This is a genomic window from Pseudoalteromonas sp. DY56-GL22, assembly GCF_041414715.1.
Classification (GTDB): Bacteria; Pseudomonadota; Gammaproteobacteria; order Enterobacterales; family Alteromonadaceae; genus Pseudoalteromonas; species Pseudoalteromonas simplex.
In genome coordinates, this window is the sequence record NZ_JANHZR010000001.1 from 138934 (window position 1) to 159209 (window position 20276).

General features: G+C 40.3%; 20 protein-coding genes and 1 pseudogene. 6 read left to right on the plus strand and 15 right to left on the minus strand.

Annotated features, from left to right (window positions below; genetic code table 11):
- The first annotated feature begins 62 nt into the window (after positions 1–62).
- A complete protein-coding gene (locus NO991_RS00535; protein WP_371351522.1) occupies positions 63–965 on the plus strand; it encodes a diguanylate cyclase in 903 nt (300 codons plus the stop codon).
- Between the two features lies 1 nt (position 966).
- On the opposite strand, the pseudogene NO991_RS00540 reads toward NO991_RS00535, so the two are convergent.
- The 5 genes and pseudogenes from NO991_RS00540 to NO991_RS00560 all read right to left on the minus strand — a co-directional run.
- Positions 967–1443, minus strand: a pseudogene (locus tag NO991_RS00540) (methyltransferase domain-containing protein); the annotation flags it as partial.
- Positions 1444–1453: 10 nt separating this feature from the next.
- Positions 1454–1663: a hypothetical protein gene (locus NO991_RS00545; RefSeq protein WP_371351523.1), complete on the minus strand. Its 210-nt coding sequence runs from the start codon at positions 1661–1663 to the stop codon at positions 1454–1456.
- Between the two features lie 124 nt (positions 1664–1787).
- Positions 1788–2291, minus strand: coding sequence for a GNAT family N-acetyltransferase (locus NO991_RS00550; RefSeq protein WP_138599379.1), 504 nt, complete (start codon positions 2289–2291; stop codon positions 1788–1790).
- Between the two features lie 57 nt (positions 2292–2348).
- Positions 2349–2966 carry a glutathione S-transferase family protein gene (locus tag NO991_RS00555; RefSeq protein WP_054553468.1) on the minus strand — a complete coding sequence of 206 codons (618 nt, stop codon included), beginning with the start codon at positions 2964–2966 and terminating at the stop codon, positions 2349–2351.
- Between the two features lie 47 nt (positions 2967–3013).
- Positions 3014–4045, minus strand: coding sequence for an NADP-dependent oxidoreductase (locus NO991_RS00560; RefSeq protein WP_300357436.1), 1032 nt, complete (start codon positions 4043–4045; stop codon positions 3014–3016).
- Between the two features lie 166 nt (positions 4046–4211).
- On the opposite strand from NO991_RS00560, the gene NO991_RS00565 reads away from it, so the two are divergent.
- Entirely contained in the window at positions 4212–4646 is a 435-nt protein-coding gene (locus NO991_RS00565) for a hypothetical protein (RefSeq protein ID WP_300357439.1), read from the plus strand.
- A gap of 11 nt (positions 4647–4657) precedes the next feature.
- A complete protein-coding gene (locus NO991_RS00570) occupies positions 4658–5500 on the plus strand; it encodes an SMP-30/gluconolactonase/LRE family protein (RefSeq protein ID WP_199528795.1) in 843 nt (280 codons plus the stop codon).
- On the opposite strand, the gene NO991_RS00575 is transcribed toward NO991_RS00570, so the two are convergent.
- From NO991_RS00575 to NO991_RS00585, 3 genes are all read right to left on the minus strand, one after another.
- Positions 5497–5730 carry a helix-hairpin-helix domain-containing protein gene (locus NO991_RS00575; RefSeq protein WP_054553472.1) on the minus strand — a complete coding sequence of 78 codons (234 nt, stop codon included), beginning with the start codon at positions 5728–5730 and terminating at the stop codon, positions 5497–5499. The genes NO991_RS00570 and NO991_RS00575 overlap by 4 nt on opposite strands.
- The gene (locus NO991_RS00580) at positions 5720–6715 is read right to left on the minus strand and encodes a hypothetical protein (RefSeq protein ID WP_054553473.1); all 996 of its coding nucleotides are present in this window, start codon (positions 6713–6715) and stop codon (positions 5720–5722) included. The genes NO991_RS00575 and NO991_RS00580 overlap by 11 nt, the downstream gene beginning before the upstream one ends.
- A 159-nt stretch (positions 6716–6874) precedes the next feature.
- The gene (locus tag NO991_RS00585) at positions 6875–9610 is read right to left on the minus strand and encodes a TonB-dependent receptor domain-containing protein (RefSeq protein WP_300542590.1); all 2736 of its coding nucleotides are present in this window, start codon (positions 9608–9610) and stop codon (positions 6875–6877) included.
- A gap of 259 nt (positions 9611–9869) precedes the next feature.
- Here NO991_RS00585 and NO991_RS00590 point away from each other — a divergent pair, with 259 nt between their 5' ends.
- On the plus strand, positions 9870–11075 hold the full coding sequence (locus NO991_RS00590; RefSeq protein WP_371351524.1) for an anhydro-N-acetylmuramic acid kinase: 1206 nt from the start codon (positions 9870–9872) through the stop codon (positions 11073–11075).
- A 3-nt stretch (positions 11076–11078) separates the two neighbouring features.
- Here the strand turns inward: NO991_RS00590 and NO991_RS00595 are convergent, their stop codons facing one another.
- The 5 genes from NO991_RS00595 to NO991_RS00615 all read right to left on the minus strand — a co-directional run bounded on the left by NO991_RS00595 (position 11079) and on the right by NO991_RS00615 (position 16700).
- The gene (locus tag NO991_RS00595) at positions 11079–11555 is read right to left on the minus strand and encodes a hypothetical protein (RefSeq protein WP_054553476.1); all 477 of its coding nucleotides are present in this window, start codon (positions 11553–11555) and stop codon (positions 11079–11081) included.
- 182 nt (positions 11556–11737) lie between these two features.
- Entirely contained in the window at positions 11738–13432 is a 1695-nt protein-coding gene (locus tag NO991_RS00600) for a GGDEF domain-containing protein (RefSeq protein ID WP_371351525.1), read from the minus strand.
- 287 nt (positions 13433–13719) lie between these two features.
- The gene (gene arsH / locus NO991_RS00605) at positions 13720–14430 is read right to left on the minus strand and encodes an arsenical resistance protein ArsH (RefSeq protein ID WP_054553483.1); all 711 of its coding nucleotides are present in this window, start codon (positions 14428–14430) and stop codon (positions 13720–13722) included.
- A 63-nt stretch (positions 14431–14493) separates the two neighbouring features.
- Positions 14494–15030 (minus strand): RNA polymerase sigma factor SigZ, encoded by a 537-nt coding sequence (gene sigZ / locus NO991_RS00610; RefSeq protein WP_054553484.1) that lies wholly within the window; start codon positions 15028–15030, stop codon positions 14494–14496.
- 95 nt (positions 15031–15125) lie between these two features.
- The gene (locus NO991_RS00615; RefSeq protein WP_187489899.1) at positions 15126–16700 is read right to left on the minus strand and encodes an arylsulfatase; all 1575 of its coding nucleotides are present in this window, start codon (positions 16698–16700) and stop codon (positions 15126–15128) included.
- 313 nt (positions 16701–17013) lie between these two features.
- Between NO991_RS00615 and NO991_RS00620 the strand changes: the two genes are divergently transcribed.
- Both NO991_RS00620 and NO991_RS00625 read left to right on the plus strand, forming a co-directional pair.
- The gene (locus tag NO991_RS00620) at positions 17014–17835 is read left to right on the plus strand and encodes a hypothetical protein (protein ID WP_228482476.1); all 822 of its coding nucleotides are present in this window, start codon (positions 17014–17016) and stop codon (positions 17833–17835) included.
- A gap of 42 nt (positions 17836–17877) precedes the next feature.
- A complete protein-coding gene (locus tag NO991_RS00625) occupies positions 17878–18354 on the plus strand; it encodes a hypothetical protein (protein WP_371351526.1) in 477 nt (158 codons plus the stop codon).
- Positions 18355–18388: 34 nt separating this feature from the next.
- On the opposite strand, the gene NO991_RS00630 is transcribed toward NO991_RS00625, so the two are convergent.
- Together NO991_RS00630 and NO991_RS00635 are read right to left on the minus strand one after the other, a co-directional pair.
- Entirely contained in the window at positions 18389–18724 is a 336-nt protein-coding gene (locus NO991_RS00630) for a hypothetical protein (protein WP_054553487.1), read from the minus strand.
- Between the two features lie 507 nt (positions 18725–19231).
- Entirely contained in the window at positions 19232–20269 is a 1038-nt protein-coding gene (locus NO991_RS00635) for a methionine synthase (RefSeq protein ID WP_371351527.1), read from the minus strand.
- Positions 20270–20276: the final 7 nt, after the last annotated feature.

The following is a 20276-nucleotide window of genomic DNA, read 5'->3' on the forward strand; positions in this document are numbered from 1 at the left end:
TGTAACATTCCTTAGGTACTGTTTTAGATAATAATAATAAAGCGGAAGTCCCTTCATTGGCCATGCATCAAATTAACAGACAAGGTATTAGTTCATTGTCGAATACACAGCTCGAAGATGTGATTGCAGAAATTGAGCAAGCTATTGAGTGGCACCAGTCATGGTATAAAAACTTATTAAGGTGTCTAATTGCAGATACTCCCGCAAATGAACAAGATTTAGCAGATAATGCTCATAACTTTTGTCGCTTTGGGCAGTGGTTTAATAAGCTACCTGATCAGACTATAAAGCTTCACCCTCACTTTTCTGAAATCGCTTCTGCACATAAAAAAATGCATCAAGGAGCGAAAGTCTTGTTGTCGTTAAAAGAGTCTAAGACTGTTATTCCAGTAAACTTATTAGACCAATTTCATGCGGATTTAGATAGATTACGCGAGTTATTTGACTGCCTTATCGATGAGTTTACTGAAGTGCTTCACACACGCGACCCTTTAACGGGTGCATCAAATCGTACGAACTTATTAGAAAACCTGCAAAAAGAACACGAGCTGTGTAAGCGCAAATCACTAAGCTGCGCACTGATAATGATCGACCTTGATCACTTTAAGCAAGTAAACGATGAATTTGGTCATGCTGCGGGCGATAAGGTGTTAATAGCTCTCGTGAAATGCATTAAATCTCAGCTAAGAAAATACGATCAATTATATCGCTATGGTGGCGAAGAGTTTTTAGTCTGCTTACCACAAACAGAGCTTGATGATGCTAAGTCATTCTCTGAACGGCTAAGAGCTGGCGTTGAGGCTTTAAAAATCGACATTAGCAACGATAATCACATTAATGTTACAGGCTCATGTGGCGTAACGCTGATAAGCGCCGATGATAATATTGAAACGGCAATCGAAAGGGCCGATGAAGCTATGTATCAAGCTAAAAAGTCAGGCCGCAATCGAGTGTGTGTGGCTTAAACTATTCTTTAACGGCGGTAAATGCTTTTATTAGGCCAGCTTGAAAAAAAGAGTAAACGCCTGTAAAGCCTGATTCGGCAATGATGCTTTCGATGACTTGAGATTCTTTTAAAGCAACGTCATTTCCATAAGCTAGTTTTACTCTTTCAATTTGTTCAGGACTGACTGCGGCTGATGACATAACGCTTAACCAGTGACTAAGCAGCATTGGGTAAGTTTTGTCACTTTGATTAGCACTTAAGTCTGCGCTGACAAGTAACCCACCTGCTTTTAAACGTTTGTGAATATCAGCAAAAAATGCCACTCGTTTAGGTTCATCCACAATAAACTGCGATACTAACACGGCTGTCGCTGCATCAAAGGGCATCAAGTTTTTAAGTGAATCTACGTAACCATTATGAAACTGGCAGCGATGTGCCACCCCTGCTTGCGTTAAATTGTGTTTGCATACTTTGATCATTTCACTCGAGGGTTCGACTGCGGTGAAACTAAATGTGGGGGAAGGCCTGTGCTAAATGCAAAATTTCATTTCCGGTGCCCGCTCCAACGCAAAGAATATGCGCATTGCTTGGTAGTTTGCTGAATAAAGGTGTCATCATAAAATACAAGGCCTGGCTAATGGGGGCCATGTTTTGCCATTGTGAATCATAATTAGCTGCTTGTTGATCAAATAAGGCGGTGACTTCATGTTGTTGCATAGTAAAAACCTAGTAGGTAACTTTAAGTGTTACAGAAGTGGTTAGCTTACTTTATTTTAGGAAACTTTAAAAGTTACTTAATAGGGCATTCAAATGATATGGTGATGTATGCATACTCATTTGCTTAATTTTTAGGTTTTAACAATGAAAAAAGGTGCGCATTAAATAAGTGTCCTTTCTTGAACATCGCGTTTTTTAAAACTGCATCTTGTTCGAAGCCTAATCTTTGCAGAACCTTCATTGAGGCAGGATTATCTTCGCACACGTAAGCAAACACTCTGGCGATTTTCGTTTTAGAGAATACTGTTTCGAGTAGCATAGATGCAGCTTTTACAGTGATACCTTGCCGCCAGTACTCTTTTGCCAGCCAGTAACCTAGCTCACCTGAGCGATCAAATTCAAACTCGCCTGGGTGCACACTCACGCATCCAATAAGTTTATCGTTAAATATAACGGCTTTAATGAGCTGACTTTGACTACCTTCATTAATCCACCACTGAGCATCCTCGTAACTATAAGGAGAGGGGATTTTAGTTGATAGGTATTGTGTAACATCCATGTCGTTAAGAATTGCAACAAGTTGTTTTGCATCTGACTCTACGAAGTCTCGAAGTGTAATCACGCTCATCCTTTGGAGTTTTGTAAGTGTGTGTGCGAAGGCATTGGAGTATGCCTTTGCTTGTCTTTATCCGTATTTGGCTTCTAACTCATTTGCTGTGCGATAGCTCTCATAGGTGTTTAATCGCTCGAAATACCGCTCTATTTCTGCAAAATGAGACAGCATGCCAGACTCAGCGACTTTCTCTATGACGAATGACATCATAAAATCAGCGCCAGTAAGGTTGTCATCAACAAAGTACTTTCTACCTTTCAGATGTTGATTAACATAGCTGAGTATTTTGCCAATTTCATGGTCGGCATAATCAGCAATGAAGTTAGTTTTACAGCCATCTTTTGTAATAAATAGTTTTAATAAAAAAGGCACCATTGCTGAGCTTTCAGCAAAATGGAGCCATTGTTGATAATCAATGTAACTCTCACTTTGCTGGTTTGGCATAAACTTACCTTTGCCATACTGAGTTATTAGGTAGTCAGTTATCGCACCCGATTCAGTAATTACTTTACCGTTATCTTCAATCACAGGAGCTTTACCGAGAGGATGAATTTGTTTTAACTCATCAGGTGCTAAAAATGTCTCTTTATTACGTTGGTAGGCAATAATGTCGTAATCAACGCCAAGCTCTTCGAGCAGCCAAATAATACGCTTAGAGCGTGATTTGTTTAAATGGTGTAATTTAATCATTTGTTATCCTTAATAGTGGCGCAACATTATTTGTTGCGCCTAATTTTTTAAATTGGCTGCTGAACTTGCACCACGGTTTTACCAAAGTTTTCACCATTTAACATGGCGTTAAAAGCGTTAAGAGTATTTTCGAAATCAGTTTCAAGGTGCTCTTTGTATTTTATCTTGCCGTCGTTCAGCCATTGTTGCATATCTTGCGCAAATTCACCGTAACGATCACTGTAATCATCAAAGATAATAAAGCCTTGTACTTTAATACGTTTTCTAAGAATTAAGCCCATCAACATAGATAGGCGATCAGGCCCTGGCGGTAACTCAGTTGCATTATATTGTGATACTAATCCACATAGTGGGATTCGTGCTTTTGTGTTAAGTAAAGGCAGTACCGCATCTAAAACATGACCACCGACGTTCTCGTAGTAAACATCAATACCTTGATCACAGGCGTCCTTAAGCTGTTCTTCAAAGTTATCGGCTTTATGATCTATGCATGCATCAAACCCTAAGTTCTCAATCGCATGCTTACATTTTTGAGAGCCTCCAGCGATACCAACGACTTTACAACCTTTTAATTTGGCTATCTGACCGACGGTTGCTCCAACCGGCCCTGTTGCTGCAGCTACAACCACTGTTTCGCCTGCTTTTGGTTCACCAATATCTAGTAGTCCCATATAAGCAGTAAACCCTGGCATACCTAAAATACCGAGTGCATAGGAAGGAGTATCTGGACTTTCTCCTAACTTCATCAGTCCTTCTGTATTACTTATCGCATACTCCTGCCAACCAGTATAGGCAAGTACCCATTCACCTACTTTATAATCAGGGTGCTCTGATTGCTCCACCTGACACACTGTCGCACCAACCATCACATCGCCAACTTCAACAGGGTCAGCATATGATTCTGCATCGCTCATACGGCCTCGCATATAAGGGTCAAGAGATAAATAAATTGTTCTTAGTAAAACTTCACCTTGTTTAGGTGAGGGAAGAGTAGATGTTTTTAAAACGAGGTTATTCTCTGTTGCAGGGCCTGTTGGACGTGATTCAAGAATATACTGACGGTTTTTAATTTCAGTCATACTTATCTCCTATGATTTGTTTTAAATCCTGTTTAATAAATAGGTGCGGGCATGTAATTAGAAATCAATGGCGAAATTGTTACCGAGTAGAAAATGATAATTTCATTCAAACGACAATCCATTTTGCACGGCATAGTGTAAAGGTGTATGCTGGAAAAATATTCAAATGGCGAAACAAATTGATATGAAAGGTATTTCTCTTATAGCTTTTACGCTTGTTGCGGGTTTTATGGCAAGGGGTGCGCATGCTAATACAAGTGTTTTATCGGTTGATCCTATCACACCAGGAAACGTATTTACGTTTGAAAACGACGCAAGACGTTATCCAAAGCAAAGTGAGTTTAGTATTGTTCACAGTGTTTCGATGAGCAGTGAAAGCGGCCGACGATTAGCTGTGGTAACTGTTGAAAACAAAGCATCAGGATCGCGTATCTTACAAGCAGACCATATTATGGCTTTATTTGCCGATGGGCGTCGCTTACACCCGTTAGCTTTTGATGAAGGTATCAAGTTAGATGATGGTGAAAAGCGCTCACTGACTTTATCTTTTGGTGAAAATGAATACCCCATTTTAGCGGTATACACGAGTTTAGATGAGTAAAAGGCAGACCCATGAAATTACCTAAGCCACTGGCAGTGATATTACTTTTAAGCTCACCGTTAGGTTTTGCTATTGATAGCCAAGACTTTGTTAAAGATAACGTGTTCACGCAAGGCATTGAAGGGCCAACCATGTATAACGGTGCCCTATACGCGGTGAACTATGCCCAGCAAGGAACGGTTGGCCGCGTAGATAACATGGGCAAAACATCGTTGTTTGTGCGGTTACCGAATGACAGCGTTGGTAATGGCTTACAGTTTGACTCACAAGGTAATTTATTTATTGCCGATTACATTAACCACAATATTTTAAAAGTACCTGCTGGCAGCAATAAAGCAGAAGTGTTCGCCCATAATAGCAAGATGAATCAACCCAATGACATTGCTATCACCAAAAGTGGGGCGCTGTTTGCAAGTGACCCTAACTGGGCGAACGAAACGGGTCAGCTATGGCGTATTAATGCGGATGGCAGCACCCATTTACTCGAAAAAAACATGGGGACTACCAATGGAGTAGCGGTTAATAACGACAATACCAAGCTCTATGTGAACGAAAGTGTGCAACGAATCGTTTGGCAATATGACTTAGATGACAACTTAAACATTAGTAATAAAAAAGTTTTGATTAAATTTGCTGATCATGGCTTAGACGGCATGCGCGTTAATAATCAAGGGCATGTGTTTATTACTCGTTATGGCGCAGGGAAGGTGCTTGAAGTCTCGCCTACCGGCAAGCTCTTAAATAGCTACCAATTAAAAGGCCAGCATCCAACGAATTTGGCTTTCAACGAGACGCAAAACAAAGTGTATGTCACCATGCAAAAGCGCGGGGCAATCGAAGTGATTGAACTTTAGCCTTGCTTTGCTCGCGTAATAGCAGCGGTGATTGCCGCTTTTGCTTGCGGACTATTCTTCCAGCAATTTGAATGCAGCATCGACGCTACTCGCTCAGCAATAGTGTTGGCATCAAACCCAGCTAAGTCTTCAAACGATTCAATCCCAACTTCTTCGAACCGTTTTATAACCGTTGGTCCGACACCTTTGAGTGCTAAAAGCGCGCTGCGTTCTTGTTCGTTAAATGGCATGTTTTTGTTCCTTGTTCATTGCGTTTATAAACTGATGAGGGTCATCTAGCCCCAGGAAAACAGTGTTAATATCACCCATAGGTTCATTGAGCTTAATTTTAATATTCGGGTAGCCAGAGTAGTTGTAACGTTTGATTGAACGAGCGCGTGCAATAAAGTCGGTATTTAAATCAATGGATTTGATATTTTTTAAAGCAATATTGTAAGCAGGATAGAGCCCATAGCGAATAATGAGTTGCGATTTACTAATAGAAACAGGGCGCTTTGCAACTGCTCGGTATTCTGCAATGAAGAATAAAAGGCTAAATATAGTTAAACCAGTGATTATGTTTGCTGCTGTTGATGACCACACAAAGTGTATGAAGAAGTGCATCATGGGCAGTTCTAATAAGATAATAAAAATAAAGCCAAGTAAGTTAGCTTGTGCACCGTCTTTATTATGATAACTAAAATGCTGTTCACCAGTGAAATAACTAGGTTTAATGTGTTTAGCGTAAAAAAAGAAAGCCCACATCCGTGTTTCGAAACATAAAAAGTTTGCAATAGCACTTTGTTTGAAAAGCTTGTTAATTGGCCGTTCGATAGCTATATCAGGATCTGTCTGCTGGCTTAAAGCGGATTTTATTGCCAGGTACACAGTAATGAGAGCACTTAGCTCTAAAATTACAATCAAAGCTAAAAGCCCGTAACGACCTTGCTCTAAGTAATTCATTAAAAATTTGTTTTGTTCGGGAATAATGTAACTCCCCACTAAAATAGCGAGTGAGCACATCATCAATGCTTTAAAAGCCGCTTCTTTCTTATTTTTAATTAATATTAAGCAAAGTACAGGTAATACTATCAGTGCATCAAGCAGGTATAACCATTCAAAATTTGCTTTGCCAAAGTCATTTAGTGGATGCTTTCCCTGATAATAAATGCCCCAAAAAAGACTAATACTGATTAGGAAAATAAATGGAATTTTTGACTTTATTGATTTGAGCATAACACCTTCCTTGCAGTTTTACTGCTTATATCTTAAACAACAATCTATGCGCTGTCCCTTTTTATTCTGGATATATTCGTACTTTCTAAAATAAAAAAGCGCACCGGGCAGGGTGCGCTTGAGGGGATCAATCCTGTGTAGCTAAAACAGTAGGATTAATTAGAAGCTTGGGGCATATCTCAGTGAAACACCGACTGAACGGCCAATCACACTGTAATCACTCACGGTGTTAAAGTGGTTTGCGCCTACCTCAGGTGTTGGTGGTTCACGATCTAATAAGTTATCGACACCAAAGTTAACAGCAAGTTCCTCGTTAACTTGCCATGCAGCAGCAAAATCTAAGTAATTTTGTGCTGAAATTGTTTCTGAACGGTCGACAGCATACTCTACTTCACCTATTCTGCGCCAGCCAAGTTGGAAGTTCATGTTGTCTAACTGCCAATCAATGCTTGCGCGATGTTTGTAGTCAGCTTGCAAGATACTCGCAAAGTCGCCCGAACAGGCGCTGCCATAAGTTCCTTTACAGTCAACTTCAGGCACTGTGCTGTTGTTTTGACGCGTTTGTTTAGTAACAAAGTTACCTTGGTACGAGAATCTAAAACGACCACCCATTTGCTCTGGTGCATCAATCACATAATTTGCTGCAACGTCGATACCTTCTTGCTCAATGGCGGCTAAGTTAAAGTCATTAACGATGGCTGTGCTAATAAACCCCGTGTTTGGATCGCGAAGTACCGCATCACACAATGGGTTGTTCGGGTTCGGGTCATCAACATAACAGCTTTGTAGTGCCGCACCTGGCTGAATTTGGCTTACCGCATCGGTTACACGAATACTGTAGTAATCGAGTGATAAATCAAAGCCTTCTAAGTAGCTAGGTGTATAAACAATGCCTAATGTATCTGATTCGGCTTGCTCAGGTTTAATATTTGGGTTACCACCATAGGTGTACTCTGCGGTACTTGAATCAAACTCGGTGCCAACAGGTGGCGCACCAAACGCAGCACATTGAGTTGCATCACCGGTGCCAAGTAAACATGGATCGCCGTTATAACGCCCTGCTAGTCGTGGCACAAACTGGTCGCTATTTTGGTCAAATAACGATAACGAGAGCGCTGTGATTGGGCTGGCAAATTCACCTAAGTTAGGTGCTCTAAATGCGGTTAAGCGGTTGGCGCGAATACGAATGTCGCTGTTTATTGCCCAGTTGATACCTAGTTTGTAAGTGTCTTCTGCTTCGGTATTTGAGTAATCAGAAATACGGTAGGCACCTTCAAAGCTAAGCTCTTCAGCAAACGGTTTATCAACTAAGATAGGCACTAAAATTTCAGCATAAAACTCTTCAGAGCTAAAGCTTGCATCCATATCAAATGCGCTAATAGACGCAAAGCTGGTGCCGTTTCTAAATGCATCGCCCGGTGTTTGTTTACCGGTTTCTTTACGGTATTCGTAACCGATTGCAAAATCGATAGCGCCGGCTGGTAATTCAAATAAGAACCCAGAATCACCCGATAGTGTTGCTGAGATGACACTTTGAGTACGGTCGCGAGTGGTATAAAGCAGCGGATCACTAAAGTCGCTGAAATCATGGTTGGGATCAAAAATATCCACTGAATTTGCAAGGGCAGCAAAACGACTATTACCGCTGTTATCATTACGGTATGCGTTGTTGTATATGGTGGCTACTTCGTCCGTTTTGCCATACTGGCCATATACGTCATAACGTAAGTAGTCAGTAATATCACCTTTTAGACCCAACTGAAATTGCATTGAATCACGTACCGCTTCGGTGTGTTGCACACCTAAACCTAGGTTACGTTCAACATTAACAAGGGCATTGCCCTCGCTATCAAACGTGAGTTGGTCACGTAGTTCATCAGGAATATAGGCGTTGTCTTGCGTGAGGGTCACTTGTTCGTTAACAAAAATCGGTGTTTGGCCACTGGCTCCCGCACCATTTACGGTCACTTTAGAATACATTGCGCGGCCATAGGCAATGGCACTGTCGCTTACATCAACGTCAAATAATAAGCCCGCAGAAAAACGGTCCATCGGTTGAGTTAAATAACGGTCAGCTGTGAAATCAGTTGTTTGACGCTCACTTGTTACAGCACCAGAATCCGCAATACCGATGCTGTTGCCAGAGGCAACGTCAGTATAATAACCACCGCTGTTGATCATTGCCGTTGAGTTTTCAAGCGCATAGTCACGCTCGCCAGCTAACAGCTCTTTTCGTTCGGTGTAACCAATATAGCCTGTTACATGGCCGCGACCGTCGGCGATGTCACCACCAAAAATTGCTTCAAAGTTAAGCTTTTCGTTACCGCCGTCAGCACTTTCGTAACTGGTTGAGAATTCAGCGCCAGTAAAATCATCGTCTAAAACAAAGTTAACAACACCAGCTACCGCATCGGCACCGTAAACCGCTGCTGCACCACCTGTTAATACATCAACGCGTTTTATTAACCCGGCTGGAATAGTATTTACGTCAACCGAGTTACGAAAACTAAATGGTACCGCGCGAGTGCCGTCAATAAGAACCAATGTGCGGTTTTGACCAAGGCCGCGTAAATCAATCGTTGATGAGCCAAATGAGTCACCGACTGTGGCGCCGGTGCTGTTGGCACCCGCCGCAGCTTGTGGCAGTTTCGCGGTAATATCTTCAACGTTCACTGCACGGTCTAGGTGAATTTGTGCTTCATCAACGCTCACTACAGGACTACTTGAGACCAGCTCAGTACGTTGAATACGTGAACCTGTTACGGTGATCACTTCAGGTTTTTTTGCTTCAGTGCTTTGCTCTGCGTGTGCATAACTAATTACTGAACTTACAGCGAGAGCTAAAGGTGATAGCAGCAATAGCGAGCGATGCCCTGTTGATGTATTTGCTTTCATGATGATTCCCTTGCGTTTTATCATTTAAATCAACGCAGGTTGGTGTCTGACCTAGACCATTTAGTTAATTTAATGAGTCATACTTTTTGTTATGATGCTTGTGTGCTCTCCTTTTGGGGAGCTCACCGGTACAGTTTTAAAGCAATTTAAAAGTCTTTGCAATAATTATTCTTTAAATCTATTATTTTAAAATATAAACTATTCCAAGTCGTTAACCCGCTTATTTACATCTAATAAGCTGATTTTAAGTGATTTATTTATGCATCAACATATTGAAAAACTGTATTTAAGCGCAAAAAAAGAAAGAAAATTAATAATTGGTCTAATGAGTGGCACCTCATTAGATGGTCTTGATATTGCGCTATGCGAAGTATCAGGGCAAGGCATGGATACTCATGTCGAAGTCGTAAAGTTTACGACGGTCGACTACGACGATGATTATAAAACGCGTGTAAAGCGAGTGTTCGCCAAACGCGAATGTGACCTTGAAGAAGTCACTTTACTCAATCCTTGGATTGGCCAATTACATGGGGAAATGGTTGCCAAAACGTTAGCCAGCTGGGGAGTAGCAAAAGAACTTATTGATGTGATAGCTAGCCACGGACAAACTATTTATCACTGCCCTAAAAACCAACACAAACGCCCTGAATATGGTAATGCAACACTACAAATTGGTGATAGCGATCATTTAGCGGTGACTGCAGGTATTACAACCATAGCTGATTTTAGACAAAAGCACATTGCAGCGGGTGGTGAAGGTGCACCGCTTGCTGTATATGGTGACTACTTGTATTTCACAAGCTCCAGCGAAAACCGCATATTGCTTAATATGGGCGGCATTGCAAACTTAACCTATTTACCTAAATCGGCAGATGCACGAGCGGTTTTTAGCTCTGATATAGGCCCCGGCAATACCATTATGGATGCTTATGTGCAGCGTTATTTTGCACCACTTCATTATGATAAAGATGCCGCTATTGCAACAAAAGGCACGGTAAGTGAAGGTTTACTCACAGCGCTGTGTGATGATGCGTTTTTTGCTTTAGGGTTTCCAAAAACCACCGGGCCAGAAGTGTTTAATCTAGCCTATTTAGCTGCAGCACAAGCACGCTCGAATACGCAGAACTTATCGCACTTTGATGTGATGGCAACCTTAGTGCAGTTTTCAGGAGCAATGATTGCTAAAGCAATTAACCAATGCAGCGAAGGTTTGACCGATGTGGCTGTATACGCCAGTGGTGGTGGGGTCCATAACCCATTATTAATGGACATTATTTTGGCTAATTGCCCAGCGCTTTCAGAGATAAAAAATACCGATTCGTTGGGGATTAATCCAGATGCAAAAGAAGCTGTGTTATTTGCTATTTTAGCGAACGAATGTCTGTCGGGTGGGCAACAACGCTTTGGTAATACCGAGCAAGGGATCCCCGATATTACCATGGGTAAAATTAGCTTTGCTGACTAGGCCCTAGAAAAAGGCTAAAAAGCTTGCGCCAATATTACTAATGTAATGGCGTAAGCCCTGGTTTTTAGCTTGCTCAGAAGTTAATAGCTCTGGTGATGTGCTAGCTGCAATACTGACATCAAACTGGGCGCTGTCTTTAAGTGTTGCATGCAAGCCGTGTAGCATTAATTGCAATACAAATTCACCACTATGAGTAACGTTTTCTAAGGTAAGCATTATAACGTGCTGTTCTAGATCGTGTTGCGTTAAAGTGTGTGCAGTAAAATACGCCGATTCGCGCGCATCAGGGCGGGTTGCACTGATAGAGATCACATCGCCTTCATGGGCATCATCTGGTAGCACACAACAAAACACAACACGCTTTTGCTCATTAGCCGCAAAATGCAATTGTTCGTATTCCATAGTATGCGCAAGTGCAGCACATAAAGGGTCTTCACTAGAGGGGAGTGCAAACGAAAGTTGCACCAAGGCACTGTCCATTACTTCTTCATTACGTTAGGTGATTAAATTAGCGTCAATTATTGATCAGTTAAATGACAGAATTATGACTATTGTCATATTGCGGATTATTTATTTCAGAAACAGAGGAAAGTTGAATATTTGATTCGTTTGGTCGGATATTAGTCTGTCTTTTTTGATTGTTGTTGAACTCCTTCGTAAAACTAAGAATAAACAGCATTTCGCCCTCCTCTTTTTGCCTCATAAAGGTGTAAGTCGACTCTTTTGGTAGCCTGTTCTGACGTTTCGTTTGGTGCAATTTCAATAACACCTAAGCTTATCGTTGCGCTTATAAACAAAGATGTATGTTCCTTTTCGGCAACAGAAAGCCTAATACGTTCAGCAATGTCTTTTGCGTGCTCTAAAGACTGATTCTCAAGCACAATTAAAAACTCTTCTCCGCCGACACGTCCTACTCGATCGGAACAACGGACTGTTTGCACAATCGTATTGGTTATGGATATGATTAATTCATCACCAATATCATGACCGTATTGATCATTGACCGCTTTAAAATGATCGATATCGATAGAAATTAATGAGCTGATTTGCTGATTTAGTTTGTTTTGCAGCATGACACTTTGTTTTAAATTTAAAATAGCTCTTCGATTCGCTATCCCTGTTAATTCATCTTTTAAAGCGAGAACTTCAAAGTACTTTTTCTGGCGAACTTGTTTAAATGTATAAACGGCGAATAAGAGTAAACACACGCAAGTTATTATCACAGTTAAGCCTTGCCAAAAAGACTTATCTTCGGCCACTGCTAAAAGTTTTTGTTGTAGCTTTGACTCATGCTCTAAACGAGAAATCTCAAGGTTCTGTTGTTCATAATTAAAGTTTAACCTGGCAGAAATAAGTGTGTTATTTGCGATAGCTTGTTGTTTATCCCTAATTAAAGCGATTAATTGTTGTTGAGATGCTATTTGTAAGTAAGTATCTCCTCTTGCAGCTGCGAGCCGAGAGGTTAAATTTAAATAGCGTTCCCTTAAGTTAGTGGGCCATGATTGATTATGCCCGGCTATCTTCTCATAAGATGTAAGGGCGGCTTGCAATTGAGAGTTAGCTAAGTACCATTCTGACTTAGTGAGGTTGTAAAGAGTCAAAATCCAGCTGTCTGTAACAGAAAGCGTGTTTAACTCAGTTAGATATGAATCAGCCTGAGATAAACTATTAAGTTTTATATTGAGTTCCGTAAGTTTTATCAATATGTAAGCATAGCCGTTGTCGCTTTCGAAACGACGAACATCTTTTTTAATCGACTTGTATAGCTCAATTGCCTTTATTAAGTCGCCTTTTTCTTCGTAGGTATACGCGAGTTGATCCGTTACTTTGTAGTGCTCTTGCTCATTGAATTTCGTTAACGCTAATTTGGCTCGCTGCAGTTGTTCAATTGCAAGTTCATAGTTGTACAACGCTATGTGAATATCGGCAATTTCTTTTAATGCAAGTGCTTTTTCGTAGTCATTACCTGCTTTTTCAAGTAGCTGATAAGCAGTTTTAGCAGAGTCGAATGCCTCTTGATAGTTGCCTTTAGTTAACTGAATACGGTTAAGTACTATGTGGGCAGTAGCGATGGTCGACAATTGCTTAGGGGAGATTGTGTTTTCTACTGACGTGGTGTTAATTATTGGTTTTAAGTGTTCTAGAGCTGTTTGATAATTACCTTGTGTATACTCTTGGTTTGCTTCACAGACAGCAAGTTCCTGTATTAAGCTTAAATTGTTTGCTTGTTGAATGACTGGTTTGGCTGTTTCTAGAAACTGTTTGTATTCACTAATCCCGTTTGGAGTTGATACATTAGAAAACCAACATTTAAACGCCATTACTTGCGCATTATCTAGCGCATTTTCATAAGGCATTTGTTTTTCTAATTTGCTTAAGATAGCTATAGCCTCGGCTTTTGTTGTAAAGCCTTGAAAAACTTTGTTTATTTCGTTTTATACTTCAGTAGCAGCAAGCTGAGAAGAGAATAATAGAAAGCAAAAAATCCTAAACATTTTAAATGTTACTCCGTCAGGAATTATTATCCATAATATTAATTTTGCAGATGTTCTGGCTAGCATTCATAGTGAATGTAGCAGGTTTGTTTTGGTCAAATAGCATAAGGCTGAACTTCATTGAACAGCCTTGTGGAAAGTTGTTAAAGCTAAGAGTTTGGTTCAAGCACTTTACTGTCATCCACTAATTTAGTTGTTTGTAAGTTCGCAGCCGCTTGCCTTTCGCTATATCGGTCTACAAGCCAGTCCAGTTTGTCTCTGGTTAGTAAAGTAAATTTAATTAACTCTTCCATCACATCGACAATGCGCATTCTAAACGACGACTCTTTCATATTGCCAGCCTCGTCAAACTCTTGCCAAGCTTTTGCGACTGATGACTGATTTGGTATCGTTAACATACGCATCCAGCGACCAAGAATGCGCATGTTATTTACAGCATTAAAGCTTTGCGAACCGCCAGATACCTGCATTACGGCTAGCGTCTTACCTTGTGTTGGTCTAACAGCACCATCAGTAAGTGGGATCCAATCTATTTGATTCTTGAGCACAGCTGACATATTGCCGTGAATTTCAGGTGAGCACCAAACCTGTGCTTCGGACCATTTCACAAGCTCTCGCAGCTCTTGTACTTTTTGATTGTTTACTGACTCTCCATTATCAAATAATGGTAATCCATCTGGGTTAAATATTTTAACTTGAGCACCTAAGTGTTCAAGTATTCTTGCGGCTTCTTCACTAGCAAAACGGCTAAACGACGTTTCTCGTAAAGACCCGTATAAAATTAAAACTCGAGGTTTGCTTGTGCTTGCATTATCGAAAGTCGGGGTTACGTCAAACTTTGCATCATTTAAGTATTTCATTACATCTCCTGAATGATTGAGGCTTACCTAGTAAGACGTAATGTTTTTCAAAAAGACGAAGTGTTAGCAGAACTTTTTTTGTTTGGGGTGGTAATCAACTAAGTTGCCGTACTTATCGATTTCAAAGTCACAACAACAATCGAATAATGCCTTCAATTTTGAGCGACTTTTTTGCAGCCTTGATTTGTAGGTTGAGTAGCTGATGTTTAACTTCAAAGCTTCCTCTTTTTGAGAGTATCCTTCGAGATCTATTTTTCTAATTAGATCCGCTTCTTCTTCAGGCATAGCTTGTAAAAAAGGTTCAATGCACTTTATGAGTTCAGCTTTTACGGTTTTGTTTTCTTGTTGCGAAATAATATCATCAAGCTCTATTTCTACATGCTTATTTTGACGCCTATAAAAGTCAACAATAACATGGTGTGCTATTTGAAATAACCAAGCCTTTAAACTTCGCTGATCTTGTAAGTGATGAATATTAAGATGTGTTTTTAACAGAATATCTTGTAAAAGTTCTTCAACATCAGCAGGGTTCGATATTTTTGTGGTTAAAAAAGCACGTAAACTATTTTTGTATTCAAGCCAGATTTGTTCGATGGACATAATAGTATCGTTGTTGGGATTTAATCGTTAGTTTATCAAAAATAGTACAGAGCCTGCATGTGGCAGGCTCATTTTAATTACTATACCAAATAAGATTAGAGTCCGAGTCCTATATCCGTATTTGGGTATTTTTTCATTGTGGCTATGTGTGCTTTCATAAACTTAGTCGCTTGAGGCATGCCCCATTCAAAATATTGGTGCCCTGTGCTTGCCATTTCTTTAGGGTCCATATTTAAATTGAAAACCCAAGGCGCCGTTCCGATATCTAATAAGAATGATGCATCAATGTTGCGTCTTGGCACTGCAGTATTGAACACTTTAAAATGAATTTTGTAGTCTAACCAGCGAAGTGCTGTGAAATCTTCACGGCTCCACATATACACAACTTGACGTCGTGATTTGCCATTATCAGCTAGTAAGAAAGCTGTTTGATCTATGCCATCGAAATACATATTACTCGGAAGCTCATCAATAACACCACCTAATCGTAAAGAAGTCATGTAGATATCGGTGAGGTCCATTAAGCCATTATTGACTTGCCCAGCAGATATCATGCCTTTCCAGTAAGCAATGCCGGGAATTCTAACTCCTCCTTCCCATGTTGTTCCTTTACCACCACGCCACGGCGAATAGCCACTATCTGGCCAAGTATCTTCATTAGGGCCATTATCTGAAGTGAAAATAATCAGTGTATTTTCTAGCTGCCCTTTTTCTTTTAATAGAGCAACAAGTTCACCTGTAATATCATCAACTTCGACCATAGCATCGCGAACGGGCATTGCAGCTGGGCTTGCGCCTTTGTATTTTGGAGCTGGGTAGTTGTCGTTATGGATCTTTGAAAAAGAATGAATTAAATAAAATGGTTTCCCTTCATCAACAGCTTGGTTTATAAATTTTACAGACTCATCTCGCAATACCTGATCAATCATTGAGATATCTTCAATACTATTAATTGGATACGCAACTTCACGCTTACCACCTTTGCGGCCTTTTATCAGGCCTTCAGGACGCAGCTGAGAAGCTTTAGTGTAAAGCTCTTTGTTTGTCATCATGTCGGCATATTGGCGCTCTACCAAAAATTGGGTGTAATCTGATTGAACTGATGGGAGGCCATAGAAATAATCAAAACCTACCTCATGAGGAAGCATTCCCTCAGCTTCACCAACATGCCATTTACCGATTAGCGCCGTTTTATAGCCCACTTTAGATAATAGCTTACCTTGAGATACTTCTTTCTCCCACGGATTTTGTGTCACTTTATCGCCAGTTAGAATAGGGCGAACTAAGCCACTTCTTACGGGTAATCTACCAGTTGTCAGTGCAGCTCGAGAAGATGTGCAAGTTGGTTGTGAATACATTGATGTGAGGCGAAGCCCTTCGTTTGCCAGTTTATCTATATTAGGAGTGGGAGCACCTATCGCTGCACCGCCACCATACACTCCAGGGTCACCCCAGCCTAAATCATCTACTAGTAAAACAAGAACATTTGGTTTTCTGCCTTGCTTAGCTTCGAGATTCTTTAGCTTTGAGGCCGCAACTTTCTCTTGTTCAGGGCGAGGAATGGCTGGCTCCATATTTGGCTTTTCAACGATTGCATCATTGAATACATTTTTTTCTGCAACCACAGAAAATGATGCGATTAACAGACTGAGAACTAAAAACCTTTTCATACTTTACTCCTTGTTAAGGGGGATGAATTCATTCATATATATTAACTGTTTGATATAAAAATAATTATTCTGAATTTTTAGTCTTTATTAAGAATATCAGCTGTTGGAAATATGGCCAGTTTTATTGTGCTAGTTTTGGGAGGAGATGAACTTAATGGCTAGCTTATTAATTCTAGAATGAAATTTTAGTTCGTGTTTTTTTATAATCACTAAAGGTATAGCGTTGCTATAAGTTTTATCTCAAAAATATGATTTTTGTGCCTTAAATGGTATTGTCCTCAGTGTAAATTTAATTAAAAGGAATTACTTTTTTATGCTAAATAAGATGCTTCTTAGTGGTGCTTTTCTATTTTCTGTTACTGCAATGGCTGACATGCCAGCCTACTTTAATAATGAGATAGATCAAGAGTATCGCGCGGTTTTAAAGCACATGGATGAAATGATGCCGCAAACCGATTTAGAGCTTGCTTACTTACCCTCTTTTTACCCGTTTAGCATCTTTGATATTCATGCCACAAAATTGAAAAATGACAAAGATAAGCAAGCGTTTACTAACTTTAATTTAGGCGTGCTTGGTAGTCAGTTTTTAAATGTAGAACCGCAGGTTGGAACAAAACTTCCTAATTTAGTTATTTGTAAAAAAGATAAGTGTACGGAACAAAGGCTAAAGCAAATTAGCTCATTTTTAGCTGTATCGGAGGAGCAAATCTTAGCTTTTAAAAATAACATTAGCTTGAACCTTGTACAATTAACTGCGCCGAATGTTTATCGTATTAACAATACTTTTTACTCCCCAACTCAATTATTAAGCTATACACCATCAAAGTATGCGGGTTTTGTACCATCTGCCGATTATAAAATTCTATCACCTGATACAGCCTCTAGTTTGATGGAGCTATCAGCTTATTCTCAAAAGCTCAGAGATTTAATGATTAAACATAAAGTTGCAGCTGTCACAAAAGATAAGAATGACAGCGTAAATGTAATTTTTGGCGGCCTTAGCGATAATCATTGGGGGGTGGTACTTTTAGACAAAAGTAATATACCTAGGAAAGGTGATAGAAATGCAATTGGCCTTGAGTATGACGTAATAAAACCACTCTCTGAGACAAGCTTTTATTATCAAACAAATTAAGTCTATTTTTATCAAAAAGTGTATAAATCAATAGAGTGAATTATGAGCTCATTTAAAAAATATAGATTAAAGAACTCTCGGTTTGGGTTGAAAAGTTTTGGTTTAATAGCACTATTTGTATCTTTAACAGGGTATGCCACCGAGCTGCAAATACAGCAGCAAGTTGATGCGTTTATTCAAAGCCAATATAAAGATCATTTTCCAGAGTTAGTCTCTGATGATGAAGTTGGCCGGTTAAAGCGTTTTTATGAGCATATTGATGGCAGAGTCTCTATATTTTGGACTTATCAATCAGGCAATGTTTGGTTAGAGAAGCTGACTCTTATTAAGGTTCAAAATGACGGTTATAACGAGTTGTCGTCTATTTCTTTTAACGGAGTTGTAGAAAGTACAAATAAGGTAGGCGAAGAGCTTGTCATACAATTACGTACATATGATGAAAATGATCCTCGTTGCTGCCCCAGCAAGAAAACCACGTTACGCTACCGTATTTATAATGGTGAGCTAATTGAGTTATAGCCTGATAATTTGTCACCAGGCTATAAATCAAGAATTAGCAAATATGATATTCACCACGTGGTTTGTTGCTGAACATAAAGGCCTGTAACTCAGATTTGAGTACTTCGATAATATCAGTTGTAAAGGGCGTTCTGATTTCGCCAGAGTCTAAATATCTAAGTAGATCAGTTTCATGCTTGAGTGCCGATTGAATAGAGTAGCTAATAGGATAAGTCACTTTAAACTGTTTGCGCGATATCACGTTATCGTGGTTTTCAATATCAACATAAAAAGTTAACTGTTCGTCTTCTTCGCAAATATCACTGCAGGTGCCTTGTTCGCGAATACAATCTAAGACAATATTTCTGATGAAAATATCAAATTCGTTCATATTAATCCTTTAATCTTTGCCCTTCCATTGGGTACAAATAAAACTAGCAAAAAGTAATTAATTTAGCCAATCCAATTTTGCATCTTTTGAATTAACTCTTTCTGAATGGGTTGATTTAATAGTATTAGGGGGTGGGCAGTAGTTAGTTGATAGAGGATAGGATGCGCGATACACGTTTCACGCCTACGTTGTAGCATCGGCTTTATGCTGTGGCATTGATAAATTTTTACGAGAAACGAGAAACGAGAAACGAGAAACGAGAAACGAGGGGTGATGGGTGATGGGTGAGGTAAAACGCGATGTGAAATCGCTGCTACACAAGCAGGTTCAGACTAAATTTAAAATCTGACGGGCTAAAGCCCGACCTACCATGTAGGTCGCTATTTATGGCGACAAGGCTCGAGGGAGATGCGCACCTCGCCTCTCGAATCTCGCACCTCGCCTCTCGAATCTCGCACCTCGTAACTTTACTCTTTCCCTTAGTTACTCGCTAACTACCTCTAGAACCTAGCTTCTCGCCCCTAAAACCTCGCCTCTTACAATCTCTGCACCTTTACTTAGCGCACTGAGTTTGGCGCTTGCTATGTGGCGAGGGAGGGGAGCCATACCGCAGTTTGTGCATGGGTAAAGCTTGTTGGCATCAACGTATTTCAGAGCTTCGCGTAATGTGTGTGCGACCTCTTCAGGGGTTTCAATTTCATTGCTCGCTACATCAATGGCGCCAACCATCACTTTTTTTCCGCGTATGAGTGCTAATAGCTCAATGGGCACGCGAGAGTTGTGGCACTCAAGTGAAATAATATCGATATTCGATTTTTGAAGTTTTGGGAATACTTCTTCATATTGACGCCATTCATTGCCCAGTGTTTGTTTCCAATCAGTGTTGGCTTTGATGCCATAGCCGTAGCATATGTGCACAGCAGTTTCGCACTCTAAGCCTTCGATTGCTCTTTCGAGGCACTTAATGCCCCAGTCATTAACATCATCGAAAAACACATTAAACGCAGGCTCATCAAATTGAATAATATCAACACCTGCAGCTTCGAGCTCTTTCGCTTCTTGATTGAGGATTTTGGCAAATTCCCACGCTAGTTGTTCACGGCTTTGATAGTGGGCGTCATACAAGGTGTCAATCATGGTCATTGGCCCTGGCAACGCCCACTTTATAGGTTGCTTGGTTTGCGAACGTAAAAACTTGGCGTCTTCAACAAACACGGGTTTGCTGCGTGACACCGGGCCAATCACACTTGGTACACTGGCTTCGTAGCGATTTCGAATGGTCACTGTTTTACGGTTCTCAAAATCAACGCCATTTAAGTGTTCGATAAAGGTCGTTACAAAGTGCTGGCGGGTTTGCTCGCCGTCGCTCACGATATCAACACCAGCTTGTTGCTGCTCTTGTAAGGCAACACGCAGCGCGTCTTGTTTGCCGTCAATAAGTTCTGCACCTTGCAATTTCCAAGGTGACCATAAGGTTTCAGGCTCAGCAAGCCAAGCTGGTTTTGGTAAACTGCCTGCTGTTGATGTAGGTAATAACTTTTTCATTTTTAAT

Coding starts and splice junctions, on each gene's coding strand:
- NO991_RS00535 (WP_371351522.1), top strand. CDS start 63: ATGCATCAAATTAACAGACAAGGTATTAGTTCATTGTCGAATACACAG.
- NO991_RS00545 (WP_371351523.1), bottom strand. CDS start 1,663: ATGCAACAACATGAAGTCACCGCCTTATTTGATCAACAAGCAGCTAAT.
- NO991_RS00550 (WP_138599379.1), bottom strand. CDS start 2,291: ATGAGCGTGATTACACTTCGAGACTTCGTAGAGTCAGATGCAAAACAA.
- NO991_RS00555 (WP_054553468.1), bottom strand. CDS start 2,966: ATGATTAAATTACACCATTTAAACAAATCACGCTCTAAGCGTATTATT.
- NO991_RS00560 (WP_300357436.1), bottom strand. CDS start 4,045: ATGACTGAAATTAAAAACCGTCAGTATATTCTTGAATCACGTCCAACA.
- NO991_RS00565 (WP_300357439.1), top strand. CDS start 4,212: ATGGCGAAACAAATTGATATGAAAGGTATTTCTCTTATAGCTTTTACG.
- NO991_RS00570 (WP_199528795.1), top strand. CDS start 4,658: ATGAAATTACCTAAGCCACTGGCAGTGATATTACTTTTAAGCTCACCG.
- NO991_RS00575 (WP_054553472.1), bottom strand. CDS start 5,730: ATGCCATTTAACGAACAAGAACGCAGCGCGCTTTTAGCACTCAAAGGT.
- NO991_RS00580 (WP_054553473.1), bottom strand. CDS start 6,715: ATGCTCAAATCAATAAAGTCAAAAATTCCATTTATTTTCCTAATCAGT.
- NO991_RS00585 (WP_300542590.1), bottom strand. CDS start 9,610: ATGAAAGCAAATACATCAACAGGGCATCGCTCGCTATTGCTGCTATCA.
- NO991_RS00590 (WP_371351524.1), top strand. CDS start 9,870: ATGCATCAACATATTGAAAAACTGTATTTAAGCGCAAAAAAAGAAAGA.
- NO991_RS00595 (WP_054553476.1), bottom strand. CDS start 11,555: ATGGACAGTGCCTTGGTGCAACTTTCGTTTGCACTCCCCTCTAGTGAA.
- NO991_RS00600 (WP_371351525.1), bottom strand. CDS start 13,432: ATGCCTTATGAAAATGCGCTAGATAATGCGCAAGTAATGGCGTTTAAA.
- arsH (WP_054553483.1), bottom strand. CDS start 14,430: ATGAAATACTTAAATGATGCAAAGTTTGACGTAACCCCGACTTTCGAT.
- sigZ (WP_054553484.1), bottom strand. CDS start 15,030: ATGTCCATCGAACAAATCTGGCTTGAATACAAAAATAGTTTACGTGCT.
- NO991_RS00615 (WP_187489899.1), bottom strand. CDS start 16,700: ATGAAAAGGTTTTTAGTTCTCAGTCTGTTAATCGCATCATTTTCTGTG.
- NO991_RS00620 (WP_228482476.1), top strand. CDS start 17,014: ATGCTAAATAAGATGCTTCTTAGTGGTGCTTTTCTATTTTCTGTTACT.
- NO991_RS00625 (WP_371351526.1), top strand. CDS start 17,878: ATGAGCTCATTTAAAAAATATAGATTAAAGAACTCTCGGTTTGGGTTG.
- NO991_RS00630 (WP_054553487.1), bottom strand. CDS start 18,724: ATGAACGAATTTGATATTTTCATCAGAAATATTGTCTTAGATTGTATT.
- NO991_RS00635 (WP_371351527.1), bottom strand. CDS start 20,269: ATGAAAAAGTTATTACCTACATCAACAGCAGGCAGTTTACCAAAACCA.